The organism is Brevibacillus gelatini, assembly GCF_003710935.1.
In the GTDB taxonomy this organism is placed as follows: Bacteria; Bacillota; Bacilli; order Brevibacillales; family Brevibacillaceae; genus Brevibacillus; species Brevibacillus gelatini.
The window spans coordinates 18520-42043 of sequence record NZ_RHHS01000005.1 but is presented as its reverse complement, the minus strand read 5'-3'; the positions used below and the strand labels follow the sequence as shown (position 1 = coordinate 42043).

Sequence of the window (23524 nt, the reverse complement as noted above, 5' to 3'; positions counted from 1 at the left end):
CATGGACGTAAAAGATATTTTCTCATATGACTGGAGCTACCTTCTGCCCGAATTTATCATTCTCGGTTTTGCGACGATTTTGTCGCTCCTGGACCTGTTCGCGGGCAAGCGCCTTGGCAGGCAGGTGATCGGCTGGCTGTCCCTGGCGGGGGTAGTGCTGGCTATGGTGTTTGTCTTCGTCAACGTCAATGTACTTGACAAGCCGTACAGCTACATGGCGGACATGATTCGCGTGGATGACTACGGCAACGCGTTCAAGCTGCTTTTCCTGGGCGGGACGGCATTTGCGATCCTGATTTCTCTCTCGTATTTGAAAAAGGGAGAAGTTACCCATAAGGGAGAGTATTATTATTTGATGCTGACGGGTCTTTTGGGGGCGATGGTCATGGCGTCCTCGGCCGACCTGATTACGCTGTTCGTAGGTCTTGAGCTTTTGTCCCTGTCGTCCTACACGCTTGTCGGCCTGCGAAAAAGGTCGCTGCAATCAAACGAGTCGGCTTTCAAGTATGTCGTCTCGGGCGGAATCGCCACAGCCATTACGCTGTTCGGTATGTCCTATGTGTACGGACTGGCGGGAACAACCAACATTTACGAAATCTCGTTCCGCCTGGCGGAGGCTGGAATGGCCGGCTACCAGTTCCTCGTCTACATGGCCTTTGCCTTTTTGGCGGTCGGTCTTGCCTTTAAAATATCTGCGGCTCCCAACCATATGTGGGCACCGGACGTTTACCAGGGCGCTCCGACTCCAGTCACGGCGTTTTTGGCAGTTGTATCAAAAGCGGCAGGCTTCTCGCTGTTGTTCCGGGTTCTGCTGATCTCGTTCTTTAACGTCAACGACGGGGCAAACCGCTTCTTTTTCCAGGAAGGGAGCCTGTACCTTGGCGTGATGGCGGCAGCCTCTATGATTATCGGGAACACGATGGCGCTGCGGCAAACAAACGTCAAGCGCATGATGGCCTATTCGGGGATCGCGCAGGCGGGTTACTTGCTGGTGCCGTTCGTGCCGCCGACTACGCTGTTTTTCGGCGAAGTGATTTTCTATCTGTTCGGCTATTTGCTCGTCAGCTTCGGCGCTTTTGCCGTCATCATGGTAGTTACGCGCGAGCAAGGGACAGAGGAGATCAAGGGCTTCGCAGGCTTGTATCACCGCTCGCCGATTATGGCGATTGCGATGAGCATTTTCCTGTTGTCGCTGGCGGGCATTCCTGTCACCGCAGGATTCTTCGGGAAATTCTATCTGTTCATGGGCGCTCTGGCCCAGGAAAACTACTGGCTGGCAGCGATCATGATCGTGACAAGTGTCATTTCCTACTATTATTACTTCGGGATTATCAGGCAGATGTACATGCGTCCGGGAACGAGCGAAGCACCGCTCGCCGTGCCAAAGGGCATCTGGACTCTCGTTTTCGTCCTGGCTCTCCTGACGGTGTTCTTCGGAGCCTTCCCGGGTCTGGTTACTGACTACGTACAGCTTCATTTCAATCCGTCGTTTGACTTCGGGAACATGCTTCCTGTCGACTTTCAGTGATACTCGTAACGAAACGCCACATCATGTACAATAGAGGGGATAGCTCGCTTTCGGGCTGTCCCTTTTTCTTTTTCTCTGGTTACTGATTTGCAAGAGGAGGAACAACCATGCCGCAAGAAGTATACGGCGTATTGAGCATCGTCCTGTCGATTGTATTCATTGCACTCGCCTGGTGGGCGTTGCAATCATTTCGCTTTGAAAAGATCGTCAAGCATCCGCAGGGGGCGCAAGCCAAGCTGCTGCAAGTCCTTTTGTCGATCGTGATCGGCTATGAAGTTTCGCGCTTTTTCCTGGATTATTTGGGCTGGTCCATGAATTTCAGCAGCCTGTTTTCCTGATTCCCAAACTTCTGCCCATCCGCTGGTATATCCACCCAGTTTCATGTGCAAAATGAGAAGTACAAAGAGATACGCATGAACATGGGGAGAGGGTAAAAATGGGGAAATGGTCTGGCCTGCTTGCACTAGCTCTATTGCTGGCAGCATGTGCTGTATACTGGATGCCTGCGCAGGCGTCGGAAGCAAAACCTGTCGCGAGCAAGCTCATGCAAACGCTCGAAGAATCAGGAGCAACGGGCGTATCCATCCAGGTACGGGCACGCGTTCCGCTGGGAGAAGTGCAGCGCCCGGAAGAAGTCAAAGAGTTGGCACGGACATGGGCGAAAAAGCTGGAGATCCCTCTTTCCCTTGGCGGGGAATCGCGGAACAGCAACATTCTTATGTATCGGACTACATACATGCAAAACGGCGTTTCGGTTCGCTACGAAGTGGCAGGTGTTTCTAAAAATGGGGCATTTGACACATATCTAGTGCTGCACATATCTGGAAGCCGTGAATCCCTACTATATATTGAGCAGATACAGGAAACCTTCGCATCAGCCCTGAAAAATGCCGACTTTATTCCGCAAATTAGCACTTGTATTCGCGGATTGTACAATGTTAAGATGAGTGTTGACCAACAGAGGGGTAAAATTATGTCGATTTTTGCTACCCTTCAGGCAACAGAATTGGAACGTTTGCAAGATGAGACGGTTGTCAGTATTTCCGGACATACCCCTATGTGGGAACCATTCATCGCGTTAAACGGGCAAAAGATGAATCTGCAAGTGGCAACACACCGTGACAGTGGCAATGTTGGCACATGGGTCACTGTAGGTACGCCAATCATCACAGTGGAATATTAGCACGCGGAGGGGTACACATTGGATAAAATTATTGTCCGTGGTGGTAAGGCATTGACCGGAAATGTGAAAGTATCTGGCGCCAAAAATGCCGTACTCCCTATTATTGCAGCATCTATCCTGGCAGAAGAAGGAACATGCGTGATCTCGGATGTACCTGCTCTCGACGATGTCAGGACAATATGCGACCTCTTGAAATCGATGGGAATCTCCCTTACATATCATCATGAAGTGCTGACAATCCATGCTTCCGAGCTCACCAGCGTGGAAGCATCCTATGAACTGGTCCGCAAAATGCGTGCATCCTTCCTGGTAATGGGGCCGCTTTTGGCCAGAAAAGGACAGGCTCGTGTCGCTCTTCCAGGTGGTTGTGCCATTGGTACTCGCCCGATCGACCAACACCTGAAAGGGTTTGAGGCTATGGGAGCCAAAATCGAGATCGGACAAGGGTTTATTGATGCAAAAGTGGACGGGCGATTGAAAGGGGCAAAAATCTACCTCGATATTGCAAGTGTCGGCGCAACGGAAAATATCATGATGGCAGCGACTTTGGCCGAAGGCACGACCGTGATTGAAAACGCGGCGGAAGAGCCGGAGATTGTCGACCTCGCCAACTTCCTGAACAGAATGGGAGCAAAAATTCGCGGGGCGGGAACAGGCTCCATCCGCATTGAAGGCGTGGATAAGCTGAAGGGCTGCACGCATTGCGTCATCCCTGACCGGATCGAGGCAGGAACCTTCATGGTAGCCGCAGCGATTACAGGCGGAGATGTCTTTGTGGAAGGCGCAATTTGCGACCACCTGAAATCCGTCACTGCCAAGCTGCGGGAGATGGGCGTGGAAGTAGACGAGCAGGAGAACGGCATTCGCGTTCGCCGGACTGGTCCGCTCAAGGCGGTCGATCTCAAGACGCTGCCGTATCCAGGCTTCCCGACCGACATGCAGTCGCAAATGATGGCGCTTTTGCTTGTTTCCGAAGGGACAAGCATTGTCACCGAGACCGTTTTTGAAAATCGCTTCATGCACGTGGAAGAGTTCCGCCGCATGAATGCCAATATCAAGATCGAAGGACGCAGTGCGATTGTGGAAGGCGGCGCCAAGCTGACCGGAAGCAAGGTAGCCGCTACCGATTTGCGCGCAGGCGCGGCATTGGTGCTGGCCGGACTTGTGTCCGAGGGAGAGACGGAGGTTACAGCTCTCCATCATATCGACCGCGGGTACGTGAACTTTACGGAAAAGCTGCTGGCGCTCGGAGCAGATGTAGAGCGTGTAGGCCCAGAGGAGAAAAAGCGGGAAGCCGTAGTCCCGGAAACCATCAAGGTAAGCTTCTCTCCTAATTTTGCGTAACCAATGTGTCAGTCATATGACAAAAACGAAGATTCTCTGCAAAAGCAGGGAGTCTTTTTTTGTTTCCTCGCGACTCTCTGACTCTCTCGTTCTATGGGTCTATGGCAGGACATAGACTGAAAGTGTCTAGCACTTAACGGGGAGGATCACTGGATGAAACGCTACTTGCTCATAGGGTTTATCACTTTGCCGATCTTGCTCGTCTTGATGCCTGCCGCGCTGGTCTATCTGTTTGCACCCGCGCACGAATCAGCCGCCCAGCCAAACGCTGTCGTCCAGGGGCAGGACAAACCTACGATGGCCGCTGCTGACCCGCAGCTTTCCATCAAGGTCTACCGAACAGAAAAAAAGGTGGTGGAGACATTGCCGCTGGAAACGTACATTGCCGGGGTAGTAGCCGCTGAGATGCCTGCCGAATTTGAACTGGAGGCGCTGAAGGCCCAGGCGATGGCAGCCAGGACGTATATCGTGCGCAGGCTGAAGCAAGGGAAATTCGACGACGTTCCGGCGGGGGCACAGGTGCTGGATACCGTCCAGCATCAGGTCTATATGGATGAAGCACAGCGCCGCGAACGTTGGAAAGATCAATTCGAATGGAAAAACAGACGCATCGAGCAAGCTGTCCAGTCAACAGCGGGGATTGTACTGACCTACCAGGGAGAGCCGATTGATGCGACATTTTTTTCCACCAGCAACGGATTCACCGAAAACTCGGATGAATACTGGGAAAAGCCGATCCCTTATCTGAAAAGCGTAGCCAGTCCCTGGGACATCGAGTCGCCCCGTTATGAAGAAACCGTGGTCAAGTCGACGGCGGAGCTGGAAAAAGAGCTGGGTGTAAAGCTGTCGCAGGAGGCTTCCTCCAATGGAGCCTGGTACCGGATTGAGTCGCGAACGACAGGCAATCGGGTCGGCAAGATCAGCATTGGCGGCAAGGAGTTTACCGGACGGGAATTTCGCGAAAAACTCAATTTGAATTCGTCCTCCTTCACGCTGGAGCTAAGAGGAAATCAGGTCTTTATTACGACAAAAGGATACGGCCACGGAGTCGGCATGAGCCAGTGGGGGGCAAACGGCATGGCCAAGAGCGGAAAAACCGCCGAGCAAATCGTGAAGCATTTCTACCAGGGAATCAGCTTGCAGAATTACGCAAACGTCATGCGAGCCTAGCAAAAAAGATGCAAATTTTTACTTTTCCCTTCTCTCTCAGGTTTATTCGCCAAAATTCTGGCGATACTGAGGGATGAGGTGATGAATAAAATGGAAGATCAAAAAAATCAAAATCAACCGATTCCATTCAAGAAGGCAAGTGCCTGGAAAAAAGTTTTGGGCAAGAAGTGGGCGTTCCCCGCAATCTACATCGGAACCGCAGCAATCATTCTCGCTTTTGTGATGTGGTATCAGGGCAGCGTCATGGACACAGTCTCCAACATGACGAATGTCGCGGATGACGTGGCAGTGACAACTCCGGCGGCTCCTGAGACTCCAGAGCAAAACGAAGAAGCGGTGCCTGTGACAAGCGGCGCCCAACCGTTGGCATGGCCTGTAGGGAAAAACGTTCAGTACGAGCTGGGAATGGGTTACTACGATGAACAGGCGTCCAAAGACGAGCAGCAAAAAGCACTCGTCAAGTACGGCAACTCCTTCTACCCGCACACGGGAATTGATTTGAAAGCAACCGACGGCAAGAGCTTTGATGTAGTGGCTGCGCTCGCCGGAAAAGTCACCAAGGTGGAAAACGATCCGCTCGTCGGCAAAACCGTTGAAGTAGAGCACGCAGACAAAATGGTTACGGTTTATCAAAGCCTGGAAAACATCACAGTCAAACCGGGCGATGAAGTGACACAAGGCCAGGTCATCGGATCAGCCGGCCGCAGCGAGTATGAAAAGGACTTTGGCGTCCATCTCCACTTCGAAGTGCACGTGGACGGCAAACCGGTCAACCCTCAGCAATATTTGCTGCAAGCGGAAACGAAAAATCAATAATCACCGAAATAATGGAAAAGCACCTGCAAAATCAAGCGTTTTGCGGGTGCTTTTTTTGCTTTTGGTACAAACCGTGGAAAAAAGATGCGTCCGTGCTGGCTTGTCAGGCTTGGAAACGTAGAATATGTGTCCCCGCGCACCCATATATTGTATCAGACAATGTAGATACAAGGAGGCGAGTAATGTGCACGACTACATCAAAGAGCGGACCATCAAGATTGGCAGATATATTGTAGAAACGCGAAATACGGTACGGATGATTGCCAAAGAGTTCGGTGTTTCCAAAAGCACAGTGCACAAGGACTTGACGGAAAGATTGCCTGAAATAAATCCGGAGTTGGCCAACCAGGTAAAGGAAATTTTGGAATATCACAAAGCGATCAGACATTTGCGGGGAGGCGAAGCAACCAAGATCAAGTATAAGCGGCGCAGTAAAAAAGTCCGCGTAGAACAGGAGGAAGGCGTCCAATAAATAATTTTCTTGTCCTCTCACGTAGAAGAGCCTATGATATTAGATAGAAATGTAACTGGTAACAGGGAGGACCTTTCATGTTTGGCAAAGATATCGGGATCGACTTGGGGACGGCCAATGTCTTGGTGTATGTAAAAGGCAAGGGGATTGTCCTGGACGAACCATCTGTCGTGGCAATAGATAGTAATACAAGGAAAGTATTGGCTGTGGGGCACGAAGCACATCGCATGGTGGGCCGCACCCCAGGAAACATCGTGGCGATCCGACCTTTGCGCGAAGGGGTCATTGCCGATTTTGAGATTACGGAAGCGATGCTGAAGCACTTTTTGAACAAAATTGGCGGGAAAAGCATGTTTGCACGCCCGCGCATTTTGATTTGCTGTCCGACGAACATTACGTCTGTCGAGCAAAAGGCGATTCGCGAGGCGGCAGAGCGCAGTGGCGGCGCAAGACAGGTGTTTATCGAAGAAGAACCGAAAGTGGCTGCAGTAGGGGCAGGAATGGATATTTTTCAGCCGTCCGGAAATATGGTAGTCGATATTGGTGGGGGTACGACCGATGTTGCGGTATTGTCTATGGGTGACATCGTCACGTCATCCTCCATCAAAGTAGCTGGAGACACATTCGATGTGGCTATTATGCGGTACATAAAAAATAAATACAAACTGCTGATCGGAGAGCGTACGGCTGAAGATATCAAGGTACAGATCGGAACTGTATCCGGCAGGCGCCAGGACGAAATGGACATTCGGGGCCGAGACATGGTAAGCGGCTTGCCGCAAACCATTACCATTAAATCGGTCGAAGTCCAAGAAGCCCTGGCCGAGTCGGTGAGCGCGATTGTACAAGCCTCCAAATCTGTTTTGGAACGAACACCTCCTGAGCTTTCTGCCGATATAATTGATAAGGGTGTTTTCCTGACCGGCGGCGGAGCACTTTTGCACGGTATTGACGAGATTTTGGCGGAGGAACTGAAGGTTCCTGTGCTGGTAGCGGAAGAACCGATGATGTGCGTAGCCAAAGGGACCGGAATGATGCTGGAATACCTTGACAAAGTACCAGCTCACTCGAATAAGCGATTATTCAGGAGGTAAGATGACGTGATTAGAGGCTTGTATACGTCTGCATCTGGCATGCTGGCCTTGCAAAACAAGCAAGAATCGCTGGCGAATAATCTGGCTAACATCAATACTCCTGGCTACAAGCAGGACATCGGTGTGATGCGAGCGTTTCCGGAACAGCTTCTCTCGCGCATGCGCGATTCGGAAGGACCTGAATTTCCAGGTGTTCCGAGTATGCCGGGACAGCCTGCGGTAATCGGACGGCTGCACACCGGCGTGTACATGTCAGAAGCACTCCCGAATTTTACACAAGGGGACATCGAGGAGTCGAACAATCCGTACGATGTCGCGCTCATGGACAACCTGCAGCCCGATCAGGACGGCAATGAACGCCGGCTGTTTTACAGCGTGGCACGCATTGAGGACTTGACGCAGCCAGCTGAGCCAGAGGATATCCGCTACACGAGGAACGGCAACTGGCGTGTGGACGCGGAGGGCTACCTGATGACGTCGGACGGATACTATATCCTCGACGACCAAAATCTGGCAATTCGGCTGAACGATCCGAACACCGGGATCAATGTCGGCCAGAACCTGAAAATCAATCAGGCTGGTGAGTTGCTCTACAGAAATTCGGAGGACGAAGAATACCAGCCGCTGCCCACTCATTCGCGTCTGGGCCTGAGTGTCGTGACAGATCCGAAGAAGCTCGCTCGCGAGGGAACGAGCGTTTTCCGCTATGAGGGAGACATAGAGGTACAGTCAATCGAGGATGCGGAAGCGGAGGATCAGGTTGCACTGGCAGCCGGGGAGTACAATACGCCTGCCATTACAGGGCGATACGGCTTGCAGCAGGGCTGGAGTGAGCGTTCCAATGTAGACCCGGCACAAACGATCACAAGCATGATGAGCGTGCTGCGTGCGTATGAGGCGAATCAGCGGGTAATTACGACGATTGATGGCACACTGGACAAGGCCGCTAATGAAATCGGACGGGTAAATGGATAATAGGAGGTAGTAACGATGCAGTCGCTTCACATATCTACATCGGCTATGCGCGGCATTCAGCAGGCGTTGGACAATACGGCCAACAACCTGGCGAATATTGATACAGTCGGCTACAAGCGCAGGACGGCGTCGTTTTCCGAGCTTCTCTCCGATTCGATGACGGATCAGCCTGCCATGGACAATCAGAATCGCAGTTCGGCCGCTGGCTTGCGTATAGGCAGTGGTGCTCGCCTTGGCATGACCAGGTTGGATCTCGCCCCGGGCAGCATCGAGGAGACCGGAAAGCCGACAGACGTGGTGATTGAAGGGCAAGGCTATTTTCTGGTGACAAAGAAAATCAAGGATGCAGCAGGAGAGATAATTCGGGAAGAAAGTCGCTTTACGCGGGACGGTTCTTTCAAGATACAATACGATGATGACGAAGGCGGCTATGTGCTGCATACGACATCCGGACATATTCTCACGGACGAGAACGGTGTGAGCATCGTTTTGCAGGAGCCGATCGAAGACATTAAAATTACGCCAGACGGCGAGATTTCTGCCAATGGAGATACTTTCAAGATCGGCGTCTGGAAAGTGGACAACCCGGATCAATTGCAGCAGGTAGGGCAAAATTTGTTTGATGCCGAGCTTGATACCGAGGAAAACCCGATGGCCAAGTATGAGAACGCCATTGAACTGCGCGTTGCCAAACTGCGCCAGGGGGCACTGGAAGGCTCCAACGTGACGATGACACAGGAAATGTCCCAGCTGGTGAACATTCAGCGCGCCTACCAACTGAATTCGCGGGCGATTGGCATCAGCGATCAGATGATGGAGATTGCCAACTCGCTGCGCAGCAGATAATTCATACAAACAGGGATGACGGAGGAGAGGAGCATGGACCAAGGGAAGGGCAGAAGGTTCCCGCGTGATATCGAAGAGGTCAGGAAAAAGCCGAAAGAGCGGGAACGGAGCGGCAGAAACTGGCGAGTGACGGTTGCCAAACTTGTGCTGGTCCCAATCCTGTTGTTTTTCTCTCTCGTCATCGGTTTGGTGATCGGCTACGGAGTAGTGGGCAACAAGCCGGCGGCGGAAGTATTTGACCTTGGGACGTACAAGCATATGTGGGACTTGCTTTTTGCGGATACGTAAGCAACGGAAGAAAAGAGCAGGTTGGACAAGCCCGGACCGAATGGTTGGGGCTGCCTGTTTTTTTGCGGGACTTGTTGCACAGTTTGTCCACAGAGTATAATAGATCGAGTGGTTGAAAAAGGAAGCGACGATTTATGCTACGGAGGGATGTCCGTGAATCTTCCTAATTTGCTTACGATCTTTCGCATCGTGCTCATCCCTTTGTACCTGTATGTTTTTTTCTCCGGGGTTCCTTTTCACGTCGAAATCGCTCTGGGCATCTTGATTTTGGCGGGGATCACGGATATTGCAGATGGGTACATCGCGCGGAAACATAAGCTTGTGACCACAATCGGAATGATGTTGGACCCTCTGGCAGACAAGTTAATGATGTTGGCGGTGATCGCCTCGTTGTTTTTGACAGAGCGAATCAGCGCGTGGGCCGCCCTGTTTTTCTTTATGCGTGATCTGGCCATGATAATAACAGGCGCCATTTACCACTTCCGGGGCAAAAAAACGGTACCAGCAAATGCATACGGCAAGTTGACAACAGTTCTTTTGTATTTGGTCATACCGCTTGTCATGTATCGCTATCAATACAGCGAAGCAATATTGTGGACGGTAATCGCGTTCTCGTTTATCACGAGCGCGATCTATTTAGGGAAGTTTCGGCTGTTAAACCGCACGTAAGGGATGAATAAAAGAGCACTTCCCGTTTGGGGAGGAAGTGCCCCTTCTATTTCAACCCCGCTCTGCCGACTTGGCGGAGGCGGGAGTTACGTTTATTCTCAGTTTGCTGACTGGACTTCATACACGGACAAGCCCAGATAAAGTATGGAAATGGAGCGATCAAACATGGAATTCAAAGCACCGCTTGATATTATGCAAATCCAGGAAATCATTCCGCACCGCTATCCGTTTTTGCTGGTGGACAAAATTGAAGAGCTGGAGCAAGGAAAACGTGCAGTCGGGATCAAGAATGTGACAGTGAACGAGCCGTTTTTCCAGGGGCATTTTCCTGGCTATCCGGTCATGCCTGGCGTCCTGATTGTCGAAGCGTTGGCGCAAGTCGGAGCTGTCGCTATCCTCAGCATGGAGGAGCATCAAGGAAAAATCGGGCTGTTTGCCGGCATTGACGAGTTTCGTTTCAAGGATCAGGTGAAGCCTGGCGATACGCTGACGCTGGAAGTAGAGCTGACACGCGTACGCGGTTCGGTCGGCAAAGGGCACGGGAAGGCCAGCGTAAATGGGAAAGTGGTCGCAGAGGGCGGACTGATGTTTGCCTTGACGGCAGGAAATAAAGCACATTCATGATATTCTTGAATGTGCTTTTCTTTTCGGGTAGAATGGCTAGTGGGCAACTTATATATTGAAGGTGAAAACATTGACCAAACAGGTCGCAAACATCTTGGGTGTGCCATTCTCGACTCGCGGCTTTCGCGAGACAGTCGCATATATAACAGAGCGCATTGAAAACGGCCAAAAGACCCATGTCGTAACGGCCAATCCGGAAATCGTCATGCTGGCGAGAGCGGATCGCGCTTTTCAATCGATTGTGGAACAAGCCCATGTGGTTCCCGATGGAATCGGCATTGTCTACGCTGCCAAATGGACGAATCAGCCAATCCGCGAGCGCGTTACCGGCGTGGAACTGCTGGAAGCGTTGATGGCAGAAGCGAACGAGCGCCAGTGGGGAGTCTACCTGCTCGGTGCCAAGCCCGATGTCATCAGTCTGGCAGCGCAAAAGCTCGCTGCTCGCTACCCGAACGCGCGCATCGTCGGATACCGGGACGGATATTTCCGGGAAGAAGACGAGGAACGCATCGTGCAGGAAATTGCCGAGGCGAGGCCGGAGCTTTTGTTCGTCGCACTGGGTGCGCCCAGACAGGACCAATGGATGGTGAAGTACCGCGATCGCCTGAATGCCTCCCTGATGATGGGGGTAGGCGGCAGCTTCGATGTCATCTCCGGAAAAGTAAAACGAGCGCCGGAAATTTGGCAAAAATTGCACTTGGAATGGTTTTACCGACTAGCTTCTCAGCCATCTCGCTGGAAGCGTCAGCTGGCTATTCCCCGGTTTGTATGGACCGTATTGAAAGAAAAATGGAGTAGCCGTTCCTAGATGCATCCGTAGAGAGGAGAACAGTCGATGTCTACATTAATCCTTGGATTTTTGACTTCGCTGATCGTATCGTTTATTGCGACACCGTATGTAAAAAAACTGGCTGAAAAGATCGGGGCGGTAGACGCTCCCAACCAGCGCAAGGTACATACGCGAATTATGCCCCGCATGGGCGGACTGGCTATTTACCTGGGCTATCTGGCCGCTTTCTTCCTGTTTGTTCCTTACGCCAGCATGTCGGAAATGCTGGGAATTTTCATTGGAAGCACCATCGTGATGGCTGTAGGCATGCTGGATGACAAATACCAGCTCTCACCGAAATGGAAGCTGATCGGTCAACTGATCGCCACAGCGATTGTCGTCATCCCGTTCGGACTGAAAATCGGCGTCGTCAATCTGCCGTATTCGGGCAGTATTGACTTTAGCAGCGGCTGGCTTTTCTGGCTGGCTATTCCGATCACGATGTTCTGGATTGTTGGTGTAACCAACGCCGTCAATCTGATCGACGGCCTGGATGGCTTGTCCGCAGGCGTCTCCGCTATCGCGGCAGGTACGATGGGCGTCATGGCTCTGCTGATGGACGATTACAAGGTTGCCACCTACTGCTTTGTGCTTTTGGGGGCGATTCTTGGCTTTCTTTACTTTAACTTTCACCCGGCCCGCCTGTTCATGGGCGACACCGGTTCCCTTTTCCTGGGCTTCAACCTGGCTGCACTGTCGATCATGGGCTTCAAGGAAGCGCTCTTCGTTTCCTTCATCATCCCGATCGTTGTGCTCGGCGTTCCGCTTTGGGACACGTTCTTCGCAATCGTGCGCCGCATCGTGAACAAAAAGCCGATCTCCAGCCCGGACAAAGGCCACCTGCACCACTGCTTGCTGAACATGGGCCTGTCCCATCGTTCCACTGTACTTACGATCTACTCCATCAGCATCTTCTTCGGCACAATGGCGATCCTGCTCACAAAAACGACGAAGTGGACGACCATCATCGTCATGGTCGTACTCCTGATCGCTATCCATCTTGGCACGGAAATCGTCGGACTTGTCAGCCGCCGCCACCGCCCGCTGATTAATGCGTATAGACGGTTGAAGATCAAGCAGGCTGAGCAGGAGAGGCGGATGAATTAGAATATTAGCAAATGGAGCCACTGCATGTTTTATATGTAGTGGCTTTTTTTCACCATTTTTTAGGGGGAGGATACTTAAGTTGGGAAAGAAATTAGCCGATATAAAGAAAGGGAAAGGTCTAAGTCCATCTCGTTTTTAAACTGAAAATGGGACGAAAACTAGATTAGAATCATAAGGAGAGGTGAAGAGATGTTAAAGCCAATTCAACAATTCCGACGATGGTTGGCCGTGTGCCTAACGATGATGCTTGTAATTACAGGGGTGTTGCCGGCATTGCCTGTGTCTGCGGCACTGGGATCTAATTGGGACACGACAACAGGTGTTATTACGCCAGCAGCATATGTCGCTACGACGGGTAGTGGAAATGGGCAAAATTTTAATACGCCTATCAAGACAATCTCAAAACTAGTGTATGGAGTCCAACTGAACTATAAAGATAATTCCAAGAATGGACAAGGTGTTGACATTACGGTGGATGGCGTTCCACTCACCAATAATGTGCTTTTTTCTAACAACACCGTCACATTACCAGATTTTACTCTGAATAGTAGTGGTGCCGTCACAAAAGTTACGGTCAGACCAAAAGTAACGACAGATCCAACGAATGATACAGCAGAATTTTATTTCCAGTACGCTCCCAATCCAGCTGCTCCTGGAACAGGTCCGTTAAAGTTTGATAATACTGGTCAAGGTGAGCATGCTAGCGATCCGATAAAGGTAACGAACCGAACTGTATCAGGCCTTAAATACACATATGGTGTCGCAGCAGCAGTTGACAAGACACAGGCTGTTGAAGTACAGGTGAATGGGATTACCATTCGCACAGTGTATGGCGCTGGGGGGACGTTGCCCGATTTTGATCTGTCTCCTGGACTGAACGCCGTCCAACTCATTGCTTCTAATACAGGTGAGAGAGATGTTATTTATTATGAATACAACTCGCTGAACAGTCCAATCACGATTACGAACTTTTCTGGTGGAACAACTGCTTATAATCCAGTTGTCTATGGTGAGTCTACGATCAATATCACAGGTACCTATGGAAGCGGTGTGACAGGTAGCAGCCTGCGATTGAAAATCCTGACCAACAACGGAAATACGATCCAGGATTTGAGCAATACAGCGCCGTCCATTAGTGGCAGCACATTCACATTCAACAATATTAGCCTGAAACCAGGGCTGAATCAGATTTCTTTTTACGAAAAAGTAGGTAATGTTACGAAAGAACACTATCAATTTTTCGTGCAGTACAACAATACACCGCTCGTTAGTGACTTGAAAATTAATGATACGCCGTTAAACGATCCGAACGTTACGAGCAGTCCAACCTATATTACTGTACCGTCTTTGAATCGTTTGAGCTTGAACATGGACGGGAAAGCTCTCAACGCGGATACGGTTGAAGTGAAAAATCTGCGTACTGGAGATGTCGTAAAAACTCAGGTGAATCGTACCGGTTCATTTGGACTGAGCATTCCTTCGCAGATTGGTGAAAATACACTTGAAATTCGAGTTTATAATGAAAATAAAGAAGTAGGTACATTTGTACGGAAATTGCTGGTTACGACTACTTCAGCAGGTAGCTCCGATCAATTTTACAAAGTAAGCTTGAACGGTGTGGCGTTGCAGCCAGATCAGCAATCTGTGCTGAAAGGAGCAGCTACATCGCCAGCGATGACCTTAAATGGTTCGGCGTTGCTGAAGTTTGTGGACATTACAGGCCAGCAGTTATTCCAGGAGTTCAAGGTTACGATTTTCGAAGGAACAAATAAAACGGAATACACGGGTACTGATGGTGTAACATTCACGCCTATCGGAAATCCGCAAAGTGGTTTTACAGAATACGGTATTAGCCTTCCTGTACCAGGAGGAACGTTCCAGGACGGAAAAATTTACAGAATCGCACTGAGTTATCAATATCTCACCAAAGACTCTAGTGGTGCGGTTACGTCACCATCAGGCTATATTGGGATTGCCAACTACGAGTATGAATTTAAATATCTGGACAATACCAAACCAAGCTTTGAGCGAGTTACAAACTTGGCAAATGGTCAAATTCTGTCTCCAACAGCAGCGAATGTTATTGTGTCATCACCTTTGGAGTTGAAAGTTGAGACACAAAACATTCCTGGTAACCTTGAATTGAAATACAACAATCAGACATTAACAGCGAACCAAGACTATGTTATTGCATCAGGTGCAAACCAATTTACGATTACCCTGAAGAAACTGCCACAAGGTATTGGGAAGTTGGTCATTAACTATACAGGATCTCCTTCCACGTCAGTGGAGTATACTCTCGATGTCCGAATTACGCCGTATGCACAACTTACTTATGTTGACTCATCTGGACAAGTGCGAAGCTTCGAAGACGGATTCCAGGTGAAGAGTGAAAATGATATTCAGAACCTGGATGGGAAAGTATACAATTATGTTTTGACCGCTTCGAATATTGAAGCCACTTTGAATGGTGCTCCAGTTACTATTTCAAGCGTGGATACGAATAAGGGAACTTTCTCCATCCTCAAAAACCAGTTGACCTACAAAAAAGGGAACAACGTCTTGAAAATCACTTTGAAGGATGACCCTAAAACTGTATTTACCTACAATGTTTCTTACAACACTTCAAAGACGCCATCTGTTGAGGATGTTAAACTGGAAATTATCTCGAATGGTGATAAACAGGAGTTGACGAAAAAAGCTACAGACCCTGCTTATCGTACTGGAGCAAACTTCCTGAGTAGCTTGAGCTTTACAGTTAATGATGCTACGCATGTTTACATTGAGAAAAACGGGAAACGTATCAACGATTTCCGTTACAAGAGCGGAGACTGGGAGCAGGATACGACGAACCAGGAGTATGTGAATGCTCGATTGGAAGCGGCACTGAATAATGATCTGAGAGACCTGTACGATGACCACAACATCGATTCCTTGTCTCGCACCAAATTCGAAGGGACAATGAGCTCGAAGAAATACGGGGATCTTGTAGAGGAAGTTCAGGATGCAGTAACAGATGCGAAAGAACAGGAACAGAAACTGGCACTCTTCCCGTTGACCCTGAAAAAAGGTGGGACGACAGTTTATACGATCGTAGCAGAAGATGACAATGGTACTGTCATTCGCTACGACATCACTATTGAACAAAAGTATTCTAGCTGGGAAGTTCTTTCTCCGGTTAAAGCAAAAGAGACAGACCAGTACATCATTGTAAACAGTAATAGTGCTGTTGTAAAGGTATTCGCTGAGAATGCAAACAAAGTATTGTTTGGTAAAACGGAAGCGAAAGTAACAAATACAACGAATCCTGACTTTTATTACGATGATGAACAAGGAAAGACCATTCCAGAGACGTATTATGTATTTACATCGACAGTCTCCCTGAAAAAGGGCCTGAATACGGTGAAGTTCTCCGTAGTGGTGGGTGACAGTACGTACGATGATGAGATTAAGATTTACAACGCAAACTCTTCTGTAAACGGTGCTGAGTACCGCGACGTGTTGGGCAAGAAAGTATCGTTTAGCGTGTTTGATAAGCAGTTTGAATTGAAGTTCCCTGCAGGCACAGTCCTCCTCTCGCCGGATGATGGACGAGCGGGTCAAGAGGTTAAGAACCCGAATGGCGATATCTTTGTTGATATTCCGTTGTACTTCGGGATTGCTGATCGTACTACTGGTCAAGTAAATATTGCTGACGATAATTTGGAAGACAGGCTGGTTCTGGAATCGAAATTCAACTATGCTAGCCCGCTCTTCTATGTAGATGCAGGCGATACGCAAGCTCCATTTGGCCGTGATCCTTATTACGATGAAGGCGACGCGGAAGATTTCAAGAGCCGTTGGCAAGATAATCTGGTGCCGAGCCGTAGAGGAACGCTGACCATTAAATACGATCCCTCCATCGTAAATGCAGCAAACAACATTCTCACGGTTTTTTATCATAATGGGGATGAGTGGAAAAACATCGGTGGGGTTGTAAATACCGGTTCGAAGACAGTACAAGTTCCGTTTGCCGGATTTGGTTTCTACATGGTCATGAAAACGAGAGAGTCTTATGATGATGTGGTTAACCATGATTTTGCCCGGGATGCGATTGAAACACTGTACGCAAAAGGTATCATGCCTGCATACAGTGGAAGCAGCTTCGGAGCAAACCGAGACATGACCCGTGGCGAATTTGCTACGATGCTTGTAAAAGCGTTGGATTTGCCAATTAATGCTGGCCCTTACCGTGACAGCAATGAACGTGATCCATTAGAGCCAACATTCTCGGATGTACGTCCAAATCGTGATACATGGGATTATCAGTACAAGTACATCGAGACTGCTGCGCGGGCAGGCATTGTTCGGGGGAAACAACCAGGCTACTTCCGACCGGATGACTCCTTGACTCGTGAAGAAGCAGCGATCATGATTGCGCGTGCTTTGAACATGAAACTGGGGACACTTGAGGCTTCTCGAGTTGCTTTGAACAAGATGTTTACAGATGCAAAAGATATTGGCTACTATGCAGCGCCTTCTGTTCTTGTTGTCAGCAAAGCCAAGCTGATGAACGGCGAACCGAACGAAGTGGATGTGAAAAAGCCAACTTACAGTTTCAAACCAACAAACAACCTGACTCGTGCCGAGATGGCTGTCATCACAGTTCGTGTTATGGTTCAACTCAAAAAACTACCTAAGCAGTAGTTCACAATTTACGCGTGAATATTATATAGAAGAAAAAAGCTGAAGAGGCCATTCGCCCCTTCAGCTTTTTTCACATTCATGGCTGCAAACGCGCACCGTGACAAGTCCGCCGCCGCGCACTACTCACCCCCCACAGCCTCCACAGGCACCTCCACATACTCCTTCTCCCCCAAGGCAATCTGGGCCTGTCCATTCGTCAAATCAGTAAAACGCTCCACAAACGCATCCTGCCCACCTTCAGGGATCAACACATGCGCCGTAACCTTGTCCGTAAAATTAGTGCCGCTCACCCGATATTCCCCGATGCGCAGCTCGTTCTCCACCTTGCCCCACCACGTATAGTCCACGCTAACGGAGATAGCCTGATGCAAAGTATGCACAACAATTTTGGCGGCTTTCAAGGCTGTAACCGTTCCTGCCGTATAAGCCCGGACAAGTCCTCCAGCGCCCAGCTTGATTCCCCCGAAGTAACGGGTGACGACGACAACCGTATCCTTTAAGCCATTTTTCTTGATGCACTCCAGGATCGGCTTGCCTGCCGTCCCGCTAGGCTCGCCATCATCGCTCGACCGTTGAATCTGGTCGTTTTCGCCGATGACAAAAGCGGAGCAATTGTGAGTGGCATCCCAATGCTTCTTTTTAATCATGGCGATAAAAGCAACGGCTTCTTCTTCCGTCGTAACCCGCTGTGCATAGCCGATAAAACGGGATCGTTCAATGACGATGGTGTCCTCTCCATAGCCAGCGACGGTTTTGTATTCGGTAAGCATCGATCAATCACCTCAAGAAAAGGATAGCATGCAAAAATAATGTTGGCGAATCCTGAAATGTTTTTGACACAGAATCGTAGTAATCTATGAGGCGAAGAAGGACTAAACCAGAAGGGGATGAACTATACATGGTAAAGTGCCCCTCATGAAAATGCTGGCAGGCCACTAATTTTTCGTGTGCGAAACATTACTCTGTGATATAGTGAACTTGGGACAAACTGTAATATTTCAGGTAGTGAAAAGTTTTACAATCAATACAAGCAAAAGGAGTGGAACCACGTGAACTTTCCATATTCGAGCAAAAAGTGGATGAGCATCGGTTTGGCGGCTGTACTCACAACCGCAATTGGAGCAGGAACCATGACAGCATCTGCCAATACGGGAGCAGAGGCGGAGAAAACAGCGCAGACAGGACAAACAGTGGCAGCGGAAACAGGCAATACCACGACATCCCAGGCTGCTGCCCTCGAAGAGCTGACACTGGAAAAAGCGATTGAACAAGCTTTGCAAACCAACAATACGCTCCAGAACGCACGTATTGACGCGAAAAACGCGGATTTGAACGAGGTGCTTTCCTACACGACCTCTGCTGAAATGTCCAAGGACATGATCGATTCCCTGGAAAATATAAAAGACCAATTGAACGCCGCGAAGGCCAAGTACGTTGGGAATGCACAGGGAGAGATCAACAAAAAACTGAACGCTCTGACGGTAAAAGCTACAGAATCCAAAATCAGACTGGGTGCGCAAAATGCCTACTACAACCTCATTTTTGCGCAGGATGACTACGAATTGAAACAACAAAGCCTGAAACGTGCAGAAGCACAGCTGAAAGTGGCCAAAGCAGCGTTTGATGTGGGAACGAAGGCGAAAACGGACGTTCTGCAAGCCGAAATGGGCGTGGCAGGAGCTAAAGCTGCCTTGACATCCGCAGCAAATGCAGTAGAAGTGGCACGCATGGAGCTGAACGATTTCCTTGGCGTTGATCTGAACAAAAAGTGGAAGATCGTCTCCAACAACAAACAGGTTGCGCCGATTTCCCTTACAATGGAGCAAGCGCAAGCTCAGGCCCTTTCCAAACGGATCGAGATGACAAAGGTGCAGGAAGAGCTGAATCTGGCCGAACTGAACGTCAAGCTGATCGAGGAGTATTCGGCATTGTCGACGCTGCAAGGCCGTCAAGCCCGCAACAACGTAGAGAAGTCGAAAATGGCGATCGAGGAGCAAAAACGAGCCATTTCCAAGGAAGTTGCCCAGGCTTATCTGAATCTGAGTGCGGCAAGTGAGGCGATTGAGTTCCAGAAAAAAGCGAAAGACGCGGCAGCCGAAAGCTACCGCCTGACAAACCTGCGCTTTGAAAACGGCCTTGCGACTACACTGGAAGTGATTCAGGCGGAAGAAGAGCTTTCCGACCGCGAGAACCAGTACCAAAAAGCGATCCTCAACTACAATCTGGCTGTCGTAAACTTTGAAACAGCACTCGGCAACTAGGCTTGTTTGCCCTTAAGGAAAATTTGTAAGGTTTTGAATGGAACTGGAAAAAGGTTCAATGGTGACAGTCCGCCCTGCGTACCCTATAATACGAGTTGTGGCGGATGTCACTTCGTACATAATCGACAGGTGAAAACGAACCCACGAAAAAATCTTTAAATTTTTTTCGAAGGCGCCGCAACTTTTGAATGGCTCAGGCGTTTAATAGGATGTCACACGAAATACGGGGAATTGTGTAAAAAAGATTCACGAATTCTAGCACTTGTGTTACACTAGTGATTGTTGCATTTTACACAATACTGAATATACTAGAGATTTTTAACGCAAAAAAGCGAAGCTGTCCTGCGAAAGGAGGTGACACGCGCTTGCAGGATTCGGGCTTTAAAAAGAAAGATAGATTAACAACAAATATTCCCCAAGAACAATTTGTTTATACTAGAGGAGGAGAACACAAGGTTATGAAAAAGGTCGTTAACAGTGTATTGGCTAGTGCACTCGCACTTTCTGTTGCTCCAATGGCTTTCGCAGCAGAAGAAGCAACTACAACAGCTCCTAAAATGGACGCTGATATGGAAAAAACCGTTAAGCGCCTGGAAGCTCTTGGCCTGGTAGCAGGTTATGGCAACGGCGAATACGGTGTAGACAAAACCATCACTCGTGCAGAGTTCGCTACTCTGATCGTTCGCGCTCGCGGACTGGAGCAAGGTGCGAAACTGGCACAATTCAACACTACTTACACTGACGTTAAATCTACCGATTGGTTTGCTGGTTTCGTAAACGTAGCATCCGGCGAAGAAATCGTAAAAGGTTTCCCGGACAAATCCTTCAAACCACAAAACCAAGTTACTTACGCTGAAGCAGTAACCATGATCGTTCGTGCTCTGGGTTATGAGCCAGCAGTTCGTGGCGTATGGCCAAACAGCATGATCTCCAAAGCTTCCGAGCTGAACATTGCGAAGAGCATCACTACTCCTAACAATGCAGCAACTCGCGGCGACATCTTCAAAATGCTGGACAACGCTCTCCGCGTAGACCTGATGGAGCAAGTTGAGTACGGTACTGACGTTCGTTTCGAAGTTACCGACAAAACCCTCCTGACCAAATACCTGAAAGTAACGGTAATTGACATGGAGTGGGCTCATGAGAAAGATCATGATTCCGACGATCTGCCACTCGTTACTAACGTACCAGCAATCGGTCTGGGCAAACTGAAAGCGAACGAAATCACTCTGAACGGTAAAGATGCTGGTCTGGGCAACACTACCTTCAAAGTTGCTGACGGTATCAACCCTAACGACTTCGATGGTCAACGCGTACAAGTGTGGATCAAAGATGACAGAGAAGACACTATCGTTTGGATGGAAGGCTCCGAGGACGAAGAAGTAATTCTGGATCGTCTGGACGAGTTTACTCTCAACGGTAAAACTACCGATGGTAAAAACCTGAGCTCTTCCGATTTGAACGATTTGAAAGTATCTTTGGATGCCAGCGGCAAAACTTACCGCTTCAACAAAAACTCCAAAATTACTTACAACTTCAAACGTTACAGCGATCCAGTTGACGCTCTGAAAGAGATCATCGCTGACAACGACAGCTTTGGTGTAAAAGTTGTTCTGAACAGCGACAACGAGATTGCTTACATGCACGTAATTGACGACACTCAAATGAACAAGAACACCAAAGTGAAGTACGGTTCTGAAGTGATCGGCAAAATCGATGCTGACAAGAAAAAAATCACCAACCTCGACACTGGCAAGTTCAACGAGCTGGATGACAAGGAAGAAGGCAAAGACTTCCTCGTATTCCTCGATGGCAAACCAGCAAAACTGAGCGACCTGAAAGAAGGCGACGTGTACTCCGTATACTACGCGGATGGCGATAAAGACAAACTGTTGGTATTCGCTAACCGCACAGTAGTAGAAGGTAAAGTTGACAAAGTTGTTAGCCGTAACTCGAACGACTATCGTCTGACTGTTGGCGACAAAACTTACCGTATCTACAAAGAAGTTACTTACTCCGAAAACGGAAACAAAGATGTGAAAGACATCGATGGCAGCAACTGGGATGTGATCTCCAACCTGGATTCCGAAACAGTGAAACTGTACCTGGATGCTTCCGGTCGCGTTCGTCACATTGAAACCAAAGATCCAATCGACGATCGCAAACAAAAAGCAATCGTTGTCAAAGCTGTTCATGAGAACACTTCAAAAGACACTTACGATTTCACTGTTTTGACTCAAAAAGGTAAAAAACTGGCTCTGTCCCTGGAAAAAGAGGACATCTACAACCATGAAGGCAAACACTATGGCCGCGACGGTATGGACACTAATGAGTTGCTGGAAATCCTGCAACCAAGCAAAGATGACTCCATCGCTCTGCTGGAAGTAACTTTGGATTCCGAAGGCGAAGTTGACAAAGTCAAAATCCTGGATTCCAAACTGATTAAATCTTCCGGTTCTGCTTGGGATAAACTCGCAGACGAAACTGACGATGTTGTTGGCGACTATGAAGTAACAGACAAAACTGCGATCTTCAAAATGACTGGCGAACTGGATACATCTGCGAAACGCCCTGAGCTGAAAAACCCAGGTGTAGTTAAGTTCAAAGACATCGCTGACGAAGACGATCTGACAGTTTACTACTCCGTTGATGAAGATAAAGACGAAGTAGAAGCTATCTTCGTAGTAGATGGCGAGGGCTTCTCTAGCGACACTTACTACGGTGTAGTTACAGAGCTTAATTCCGCTGGCAAACAGGACTCCATCAAAGTTATCACTAAAGATGGCGACACTGTAACAACAAAAGAGTACAAATTGGACGATGACCGTGAAGAACTGACAGATCGCGGAATCAAACGCGGCGATTTCATCGCATTCCAATTGAACTCTGATGATGAAGTAGTTGTTGATGACGTTATCGAAGTTGTTGACAACAAAGCTATCGACGATGAGGACAATGTAAAACTGCTTGAACAATCCAAGTGGAAAAAGGCTAGCATCGAAAAGCTGACAGTTGCTCGTGTTGATAAGGTTGATGGCAACACCATCACTTACAAAGTAAGCGACGATGAGACTCGCAAACTGTATACCAAGTCTTCCACTGCTTTCATCGACACATATGATGATTTCGAAGCTGAAGATGGCGTAGAAGAAGGCGACTACATCGTACTGCTCGACAGCAGCGAAATCGACGGTGATCGTTATGACTACGTTCTGATCGTAGGTAGCGAAGACTGGGTAGAAAAAGAAGGCATCTCCGATAAAGCTGTTAACGACTTCCTGAAACAAGCTATCGGTGGTAAACCTGATCCAGAAGTACCAGAAGAATGGAATGCTATTCCTTCTAAAGTAGACGGCAAAGTATTCCCAATTGGTTCCCTGAACATCTACCACGTAACTGTTGCTTTGAATAAAGACATCAAAGAAGAAGACATCAAATCTGCAGTACTCGAAGCTACAGGTCTGGACAAACCAGTTGTTGGTAAAGTGGAAAATGGAGAAATCACTTTTGAATTCTCCGGTACTTTCAACGCAAGTACAGCAAAAATCACTGTAACTAACAACGATGGTGAGAAAGACACTGCAACTGTTACTTTCAAGAAGTAATAGTGAAGTAGAGCTTTCCATGTTAGC

19 protein-coding genes are annotated in these 23524 nt (G+C 48.8%); 18 read left to right on the top strand and 1 reads right to left on the bottom strand.

What is annotated here, in order from left to right:
• The first annotated feature begins 1 nt into the window (after position 1).
• The 16 genes from nuoN (at position 2) to EDM57_RS00405 (ending at position 17631) form a co-directional block, all read left to right on the top strand.
• Positions 2-1528 (top strand): NADH-quinone oxidoreductase subunit NuoN, encoded by a 1527-nt coding sequence (gene nuoN / locus EDM57_RS00485; RefSeq protein WP_122902821.1) that lies wholly within the window; start codon positions 2-4, stop codon positions 1526-1528.
• Positions 1529-1635: 107 nt separating this feature from the next.
• Positions 1636-1866 carry a DUF1146 family protein gene (locus EDM57_RS00480; RefSeq protein WP_122902820.1) on the top strand — a complete coding sequence of 77 codons (231 nt, stop codon included), beginning with the start codon at positions 1636-1638 and terminating at the stop codon, positions 1864-1866.
• Between the two features lie 98 nt (positions 1867-1964).
• Positions 1965-2711: a YwmB family TATA-box binding protein gene (locus EDM57_RS00475; protein WP_122902819.1), complete on the top strand. Its 747-nt coding sequence runs from the start codon at positions 1965-1967 to the stop codon at positions 2709-2711.
• An 18-nt stretch (positions 2712-2729) separates the two neighbouring features.
• Positions 2730-4055, top strand: a complete 1326-nt coding sequence (murA, locus tag EDM57_RS00470) for a UDP-N-acetylglucosamine 1-carboxyvinyltransferase (RefSeq protein ID WP_122902818.1) — start codon at positions 2730-2732, stop codon at positions 4053-4055.
• A 153-nt stretch (positions 4056-4208) separates the two neighbouring features.
• Positions 4209-5225, top strand: coding sequence for a stage II sporulation protein D (gene spoIID, locus EDM57_RS00465; protein ID WP_122902817.1), 1017 nt, complete (start codon positions 4209-4211; stop codon positions 5223-5225).
• Between the two features lie 90 nt (positions 5226-5315).
• Entirely contained in the window at positions 5316-6041 is a 726-nt protein-coding gene (locus EDM57_RS00460) for a M23 family metallopeptidase (protein WP_122902816.1), read from the top strand.
• A gap of 184 nt (positions 6042-6225) precedes the next feature.
• Positions 6226-6513, top strand: a complete 288-nt coding sequence (gene spoIIID, locus EDM57_RS00450) for a sporulation transcriptional regulator SpoIIID (RefSeq protein ID WP_122902814.1) — start codon at positions 6226-6228, stop codon at positions 6511-6513.
• A 77-nt stretch (positions 6514-6590) separates the two neighbouring features.
• Complete coding sequence (gene mreB, locus EDM57_RS00445) at positions 6591-7607, top strand: rod shape-determining protein (RefSeq protein WP_122902813.1); 1017 nt, start codon at positions 6591-6593, stop codon at positions 7605-7607.
• Positions 7608-7613: 6 nt separating this feature from the next.
• Entirely contained in the window at positions 7614-8582 is a 969-nt protein-coding gene (locus tag EDM57_RS00440; RefSeq protein WP_122902812.1) for a flagellar hook-basal body protein, read from the top strand.
• Between the two features lie 15 nt (positions 8583-8597).
• On the top strand, positions 8598-9428 hold the full coding sequence (locus EDM57_RS00435; RefSeq protein ID WP_122902811.1) for a flagellar hook-basal body protein: 831 nt from the start codon (positions 8598-8600) through the stop codon (positions 9426-9428).
• Positions 9429-9461: 33 nt separating this feature from the next.
• Positions 9462-9716 (top strand): DNA-directed RNA polymerase subunit beta, encoded by a 255-nt coding sequence (locus EDM57_RS00430; protein WP_122902810.1) that lies wholly within the window; start codon positions 9462-9464, stop codon positions 9714-9716.
• Between the two features lie 147 nt (positions 9717-9863).
• Positions 9864-10385, top strand: coding sequence for a CDP-alcohol phosphatidyltransferase family protein (locus EDM57_RS00425; RefSeq protein ID WP_122902809.1), 522 nt, complete (start codon positions 9864-9866; stop codon positions 10383-10385).
• A 165-nt stretch (positions 10386-10550) separates the two neighbouring features.
• Entirely contained in the window at positions 10551-11009 is a 459-nt protein-coding gene (fabZ, locus tag EDM57_RS00420; RefSeq protein WP_122902808.1) for a 3-hydroxyacyl-ACP dehydratase FabZ, read from the top strand.
• Positions 11010-11079: 70 nt separating this feature from the next.
• Positions 11080-11817 (top strand): WecB/TagA/CpsF family glycosyltransferase, encoded by a 738-nt coding sequence (locus EDM57_RS00415; protein WP_211338195.1) that lies wholly within the window; start codon positions 11080-11082, stop codon positions 11815-11817.
• A 27-nt stretch (positions 11818-11844) separates the two neighbouring features.
• Positions 11845-12945: a glycosyltransferase family 4 protein gene (locus EDM57_RS00410; RefSeq protein WP_122902806.1), complete on the top strand. Its 1101-nt coding sequence runs from the start codon at positions 11845-11847 to the stop codon at positions 12943-12945.
• A gap of 189 nt (positions 12946-13134) precedes the next feature.
• Positions 13135-17631: an S-layer homology domain-containing protein gene (locus tag EDM57_RS00405; RefSeq protein ID WP_122902805.1), complete on the top strand. Its 4497-nt coding sequence runs from the start codon at positions 13135-13137 to the stop codon at positions 17629-17631.
• Between the two features lie 119 nt (positions 17632-17750).
• Here EDM57_RS00405 and EDM57_RS00400 read toward each other — a convergent pair whose 3' ends face one another.
• A complete protein-coding gene (locus tag EDM57_RS00400) occupies positions 17751-18401 on the bottom strand; it encodes a YigZ family protein (protein WP_122902804.1) in 651 nt (216 codons plus the stop codon).
• Between the two features lie 279 nt (positions 18402-18680).
• On the opposite strand from EDM57_RS00400, the gene EDM57_RS00395 reads away from it, so the two are divergent.
• Positions 18681-19892: a TolC family protein gene (locus tag EDM57_RS00395; RefSeq protein ID WP_122902803.1), complete on the top strand. Its 1212-nt coding sequence runs from the start codon at positions 18681-18683 to the stop codon at positions 19890-19892.
• 458 nt (positions 19893-20350) lie between these two features.
• Complete coding sequence (locus EDM57_RS00390) at positions 20351-23497, top strand: S-layer homology domain-containing protein (protein WP_122902946.1); 3147 nt, start codon at positions 20351-20353, stop codon at positions 23495-23497.
• The last annotated feature ends 27 nt before the right edge of the window (positions 23498-23524 follow it).

Bases quoted from the DNA above. Each gene is read 5' to 3' on its own strand.
- EDM57_RS00425 (WP_122902809.1), top strand. From the start codon at position 9,864: ATGTCCGTGAATCTTCCTAATTTGCTTACGATCTTTCGCATCGTGCTC.
- EDM57_RS00435 (WP_122902811.1), top strand. From the start codon at position 8,598: ATGCAGTCGCTTCACATATCTACATCGGCTATGCGCGGCATTCAGCAG.
- EDM57_RS00480 (WP_122902820.1), top strand. From the start codon at position 1,636: ATGCCGCAAGAAGTATACGGCGTATTGAGCATCGTCCTGTCGATTGTA.
- EDM57_RS00460 (WP_122902816.1), top strand. From the start codon at position 5,316: ATGGAAGATCAAAAAAATCAAAATCAACCGATTCCATTCAAGAAGGCA.
- EDM57_RS00390 (WP_122902946.1), top strand. From the start codon at position 20,351: ATGAAAAAGGTCGTTAACAGTGTATTGGCTAGTGCACTCGCACTTTCT.
- fabZ (WP_122902808.1), top strand. From the start codon at position 10,551: ATGGAATTCAAAGCACCGCTTGATATTATGCAAATCCAGGAAATCATT.
- EDM57_RS00430 (WP_122902810.1), top strand. From the start codon at position 9,462: ATGGACCAAGGGAAGGGCAGAAGGTTCCCGCGTGATATCGAAGAGGTC.
- nuoN (WP_122902821.1), top strand. From the start codon at position 2: ATGGACGTAAAAGATATTTTCTCATATGACTGGAGCTACCTTCTGCCC.
- mreB (WP_122902813.1), top strand. From the start codon at position 6,591: ATGTTTGGCAAAGATATCGGGATCGACTTGGGGACGGCCAATGTCTTG.
- spoIID (WP_122902817.1), top strand. From the start codon at position 4,209: ATGAAACGCTACTTGCTCATAGGGTTTATCACTTTGCCGATCTTGCTC.
- EDM57_RS00400 (WP_122902804.1), bottom strand. From the start codon at position 18,401: ATGCTTACCGAATACAAAACCGTCGCTGGCTATGGAGAGGACACCATC.
- EDM57_RS00410 (WP_122902806.1), top strand. From the start codon at position 11,845: ATGTCTACATTAATCCTTGGATTTTTGACTTCGCTGATCGTATCGTTT.
- EDM57_RS00475 (WP_122902819.1), top strand. From the start codon at position 1,965: ATGGGGAAATGGTCTGGCCTGCTTGCACTAGCTCTATTGCTGGCAGCA.
- EDM57_RS00405 (WP_122902805.1), top strand. From the start codon at position 13,135: ATGTTAAAGCCAATTCAACAATTCCGACGATGGTTGGCCGTGTGCCTA.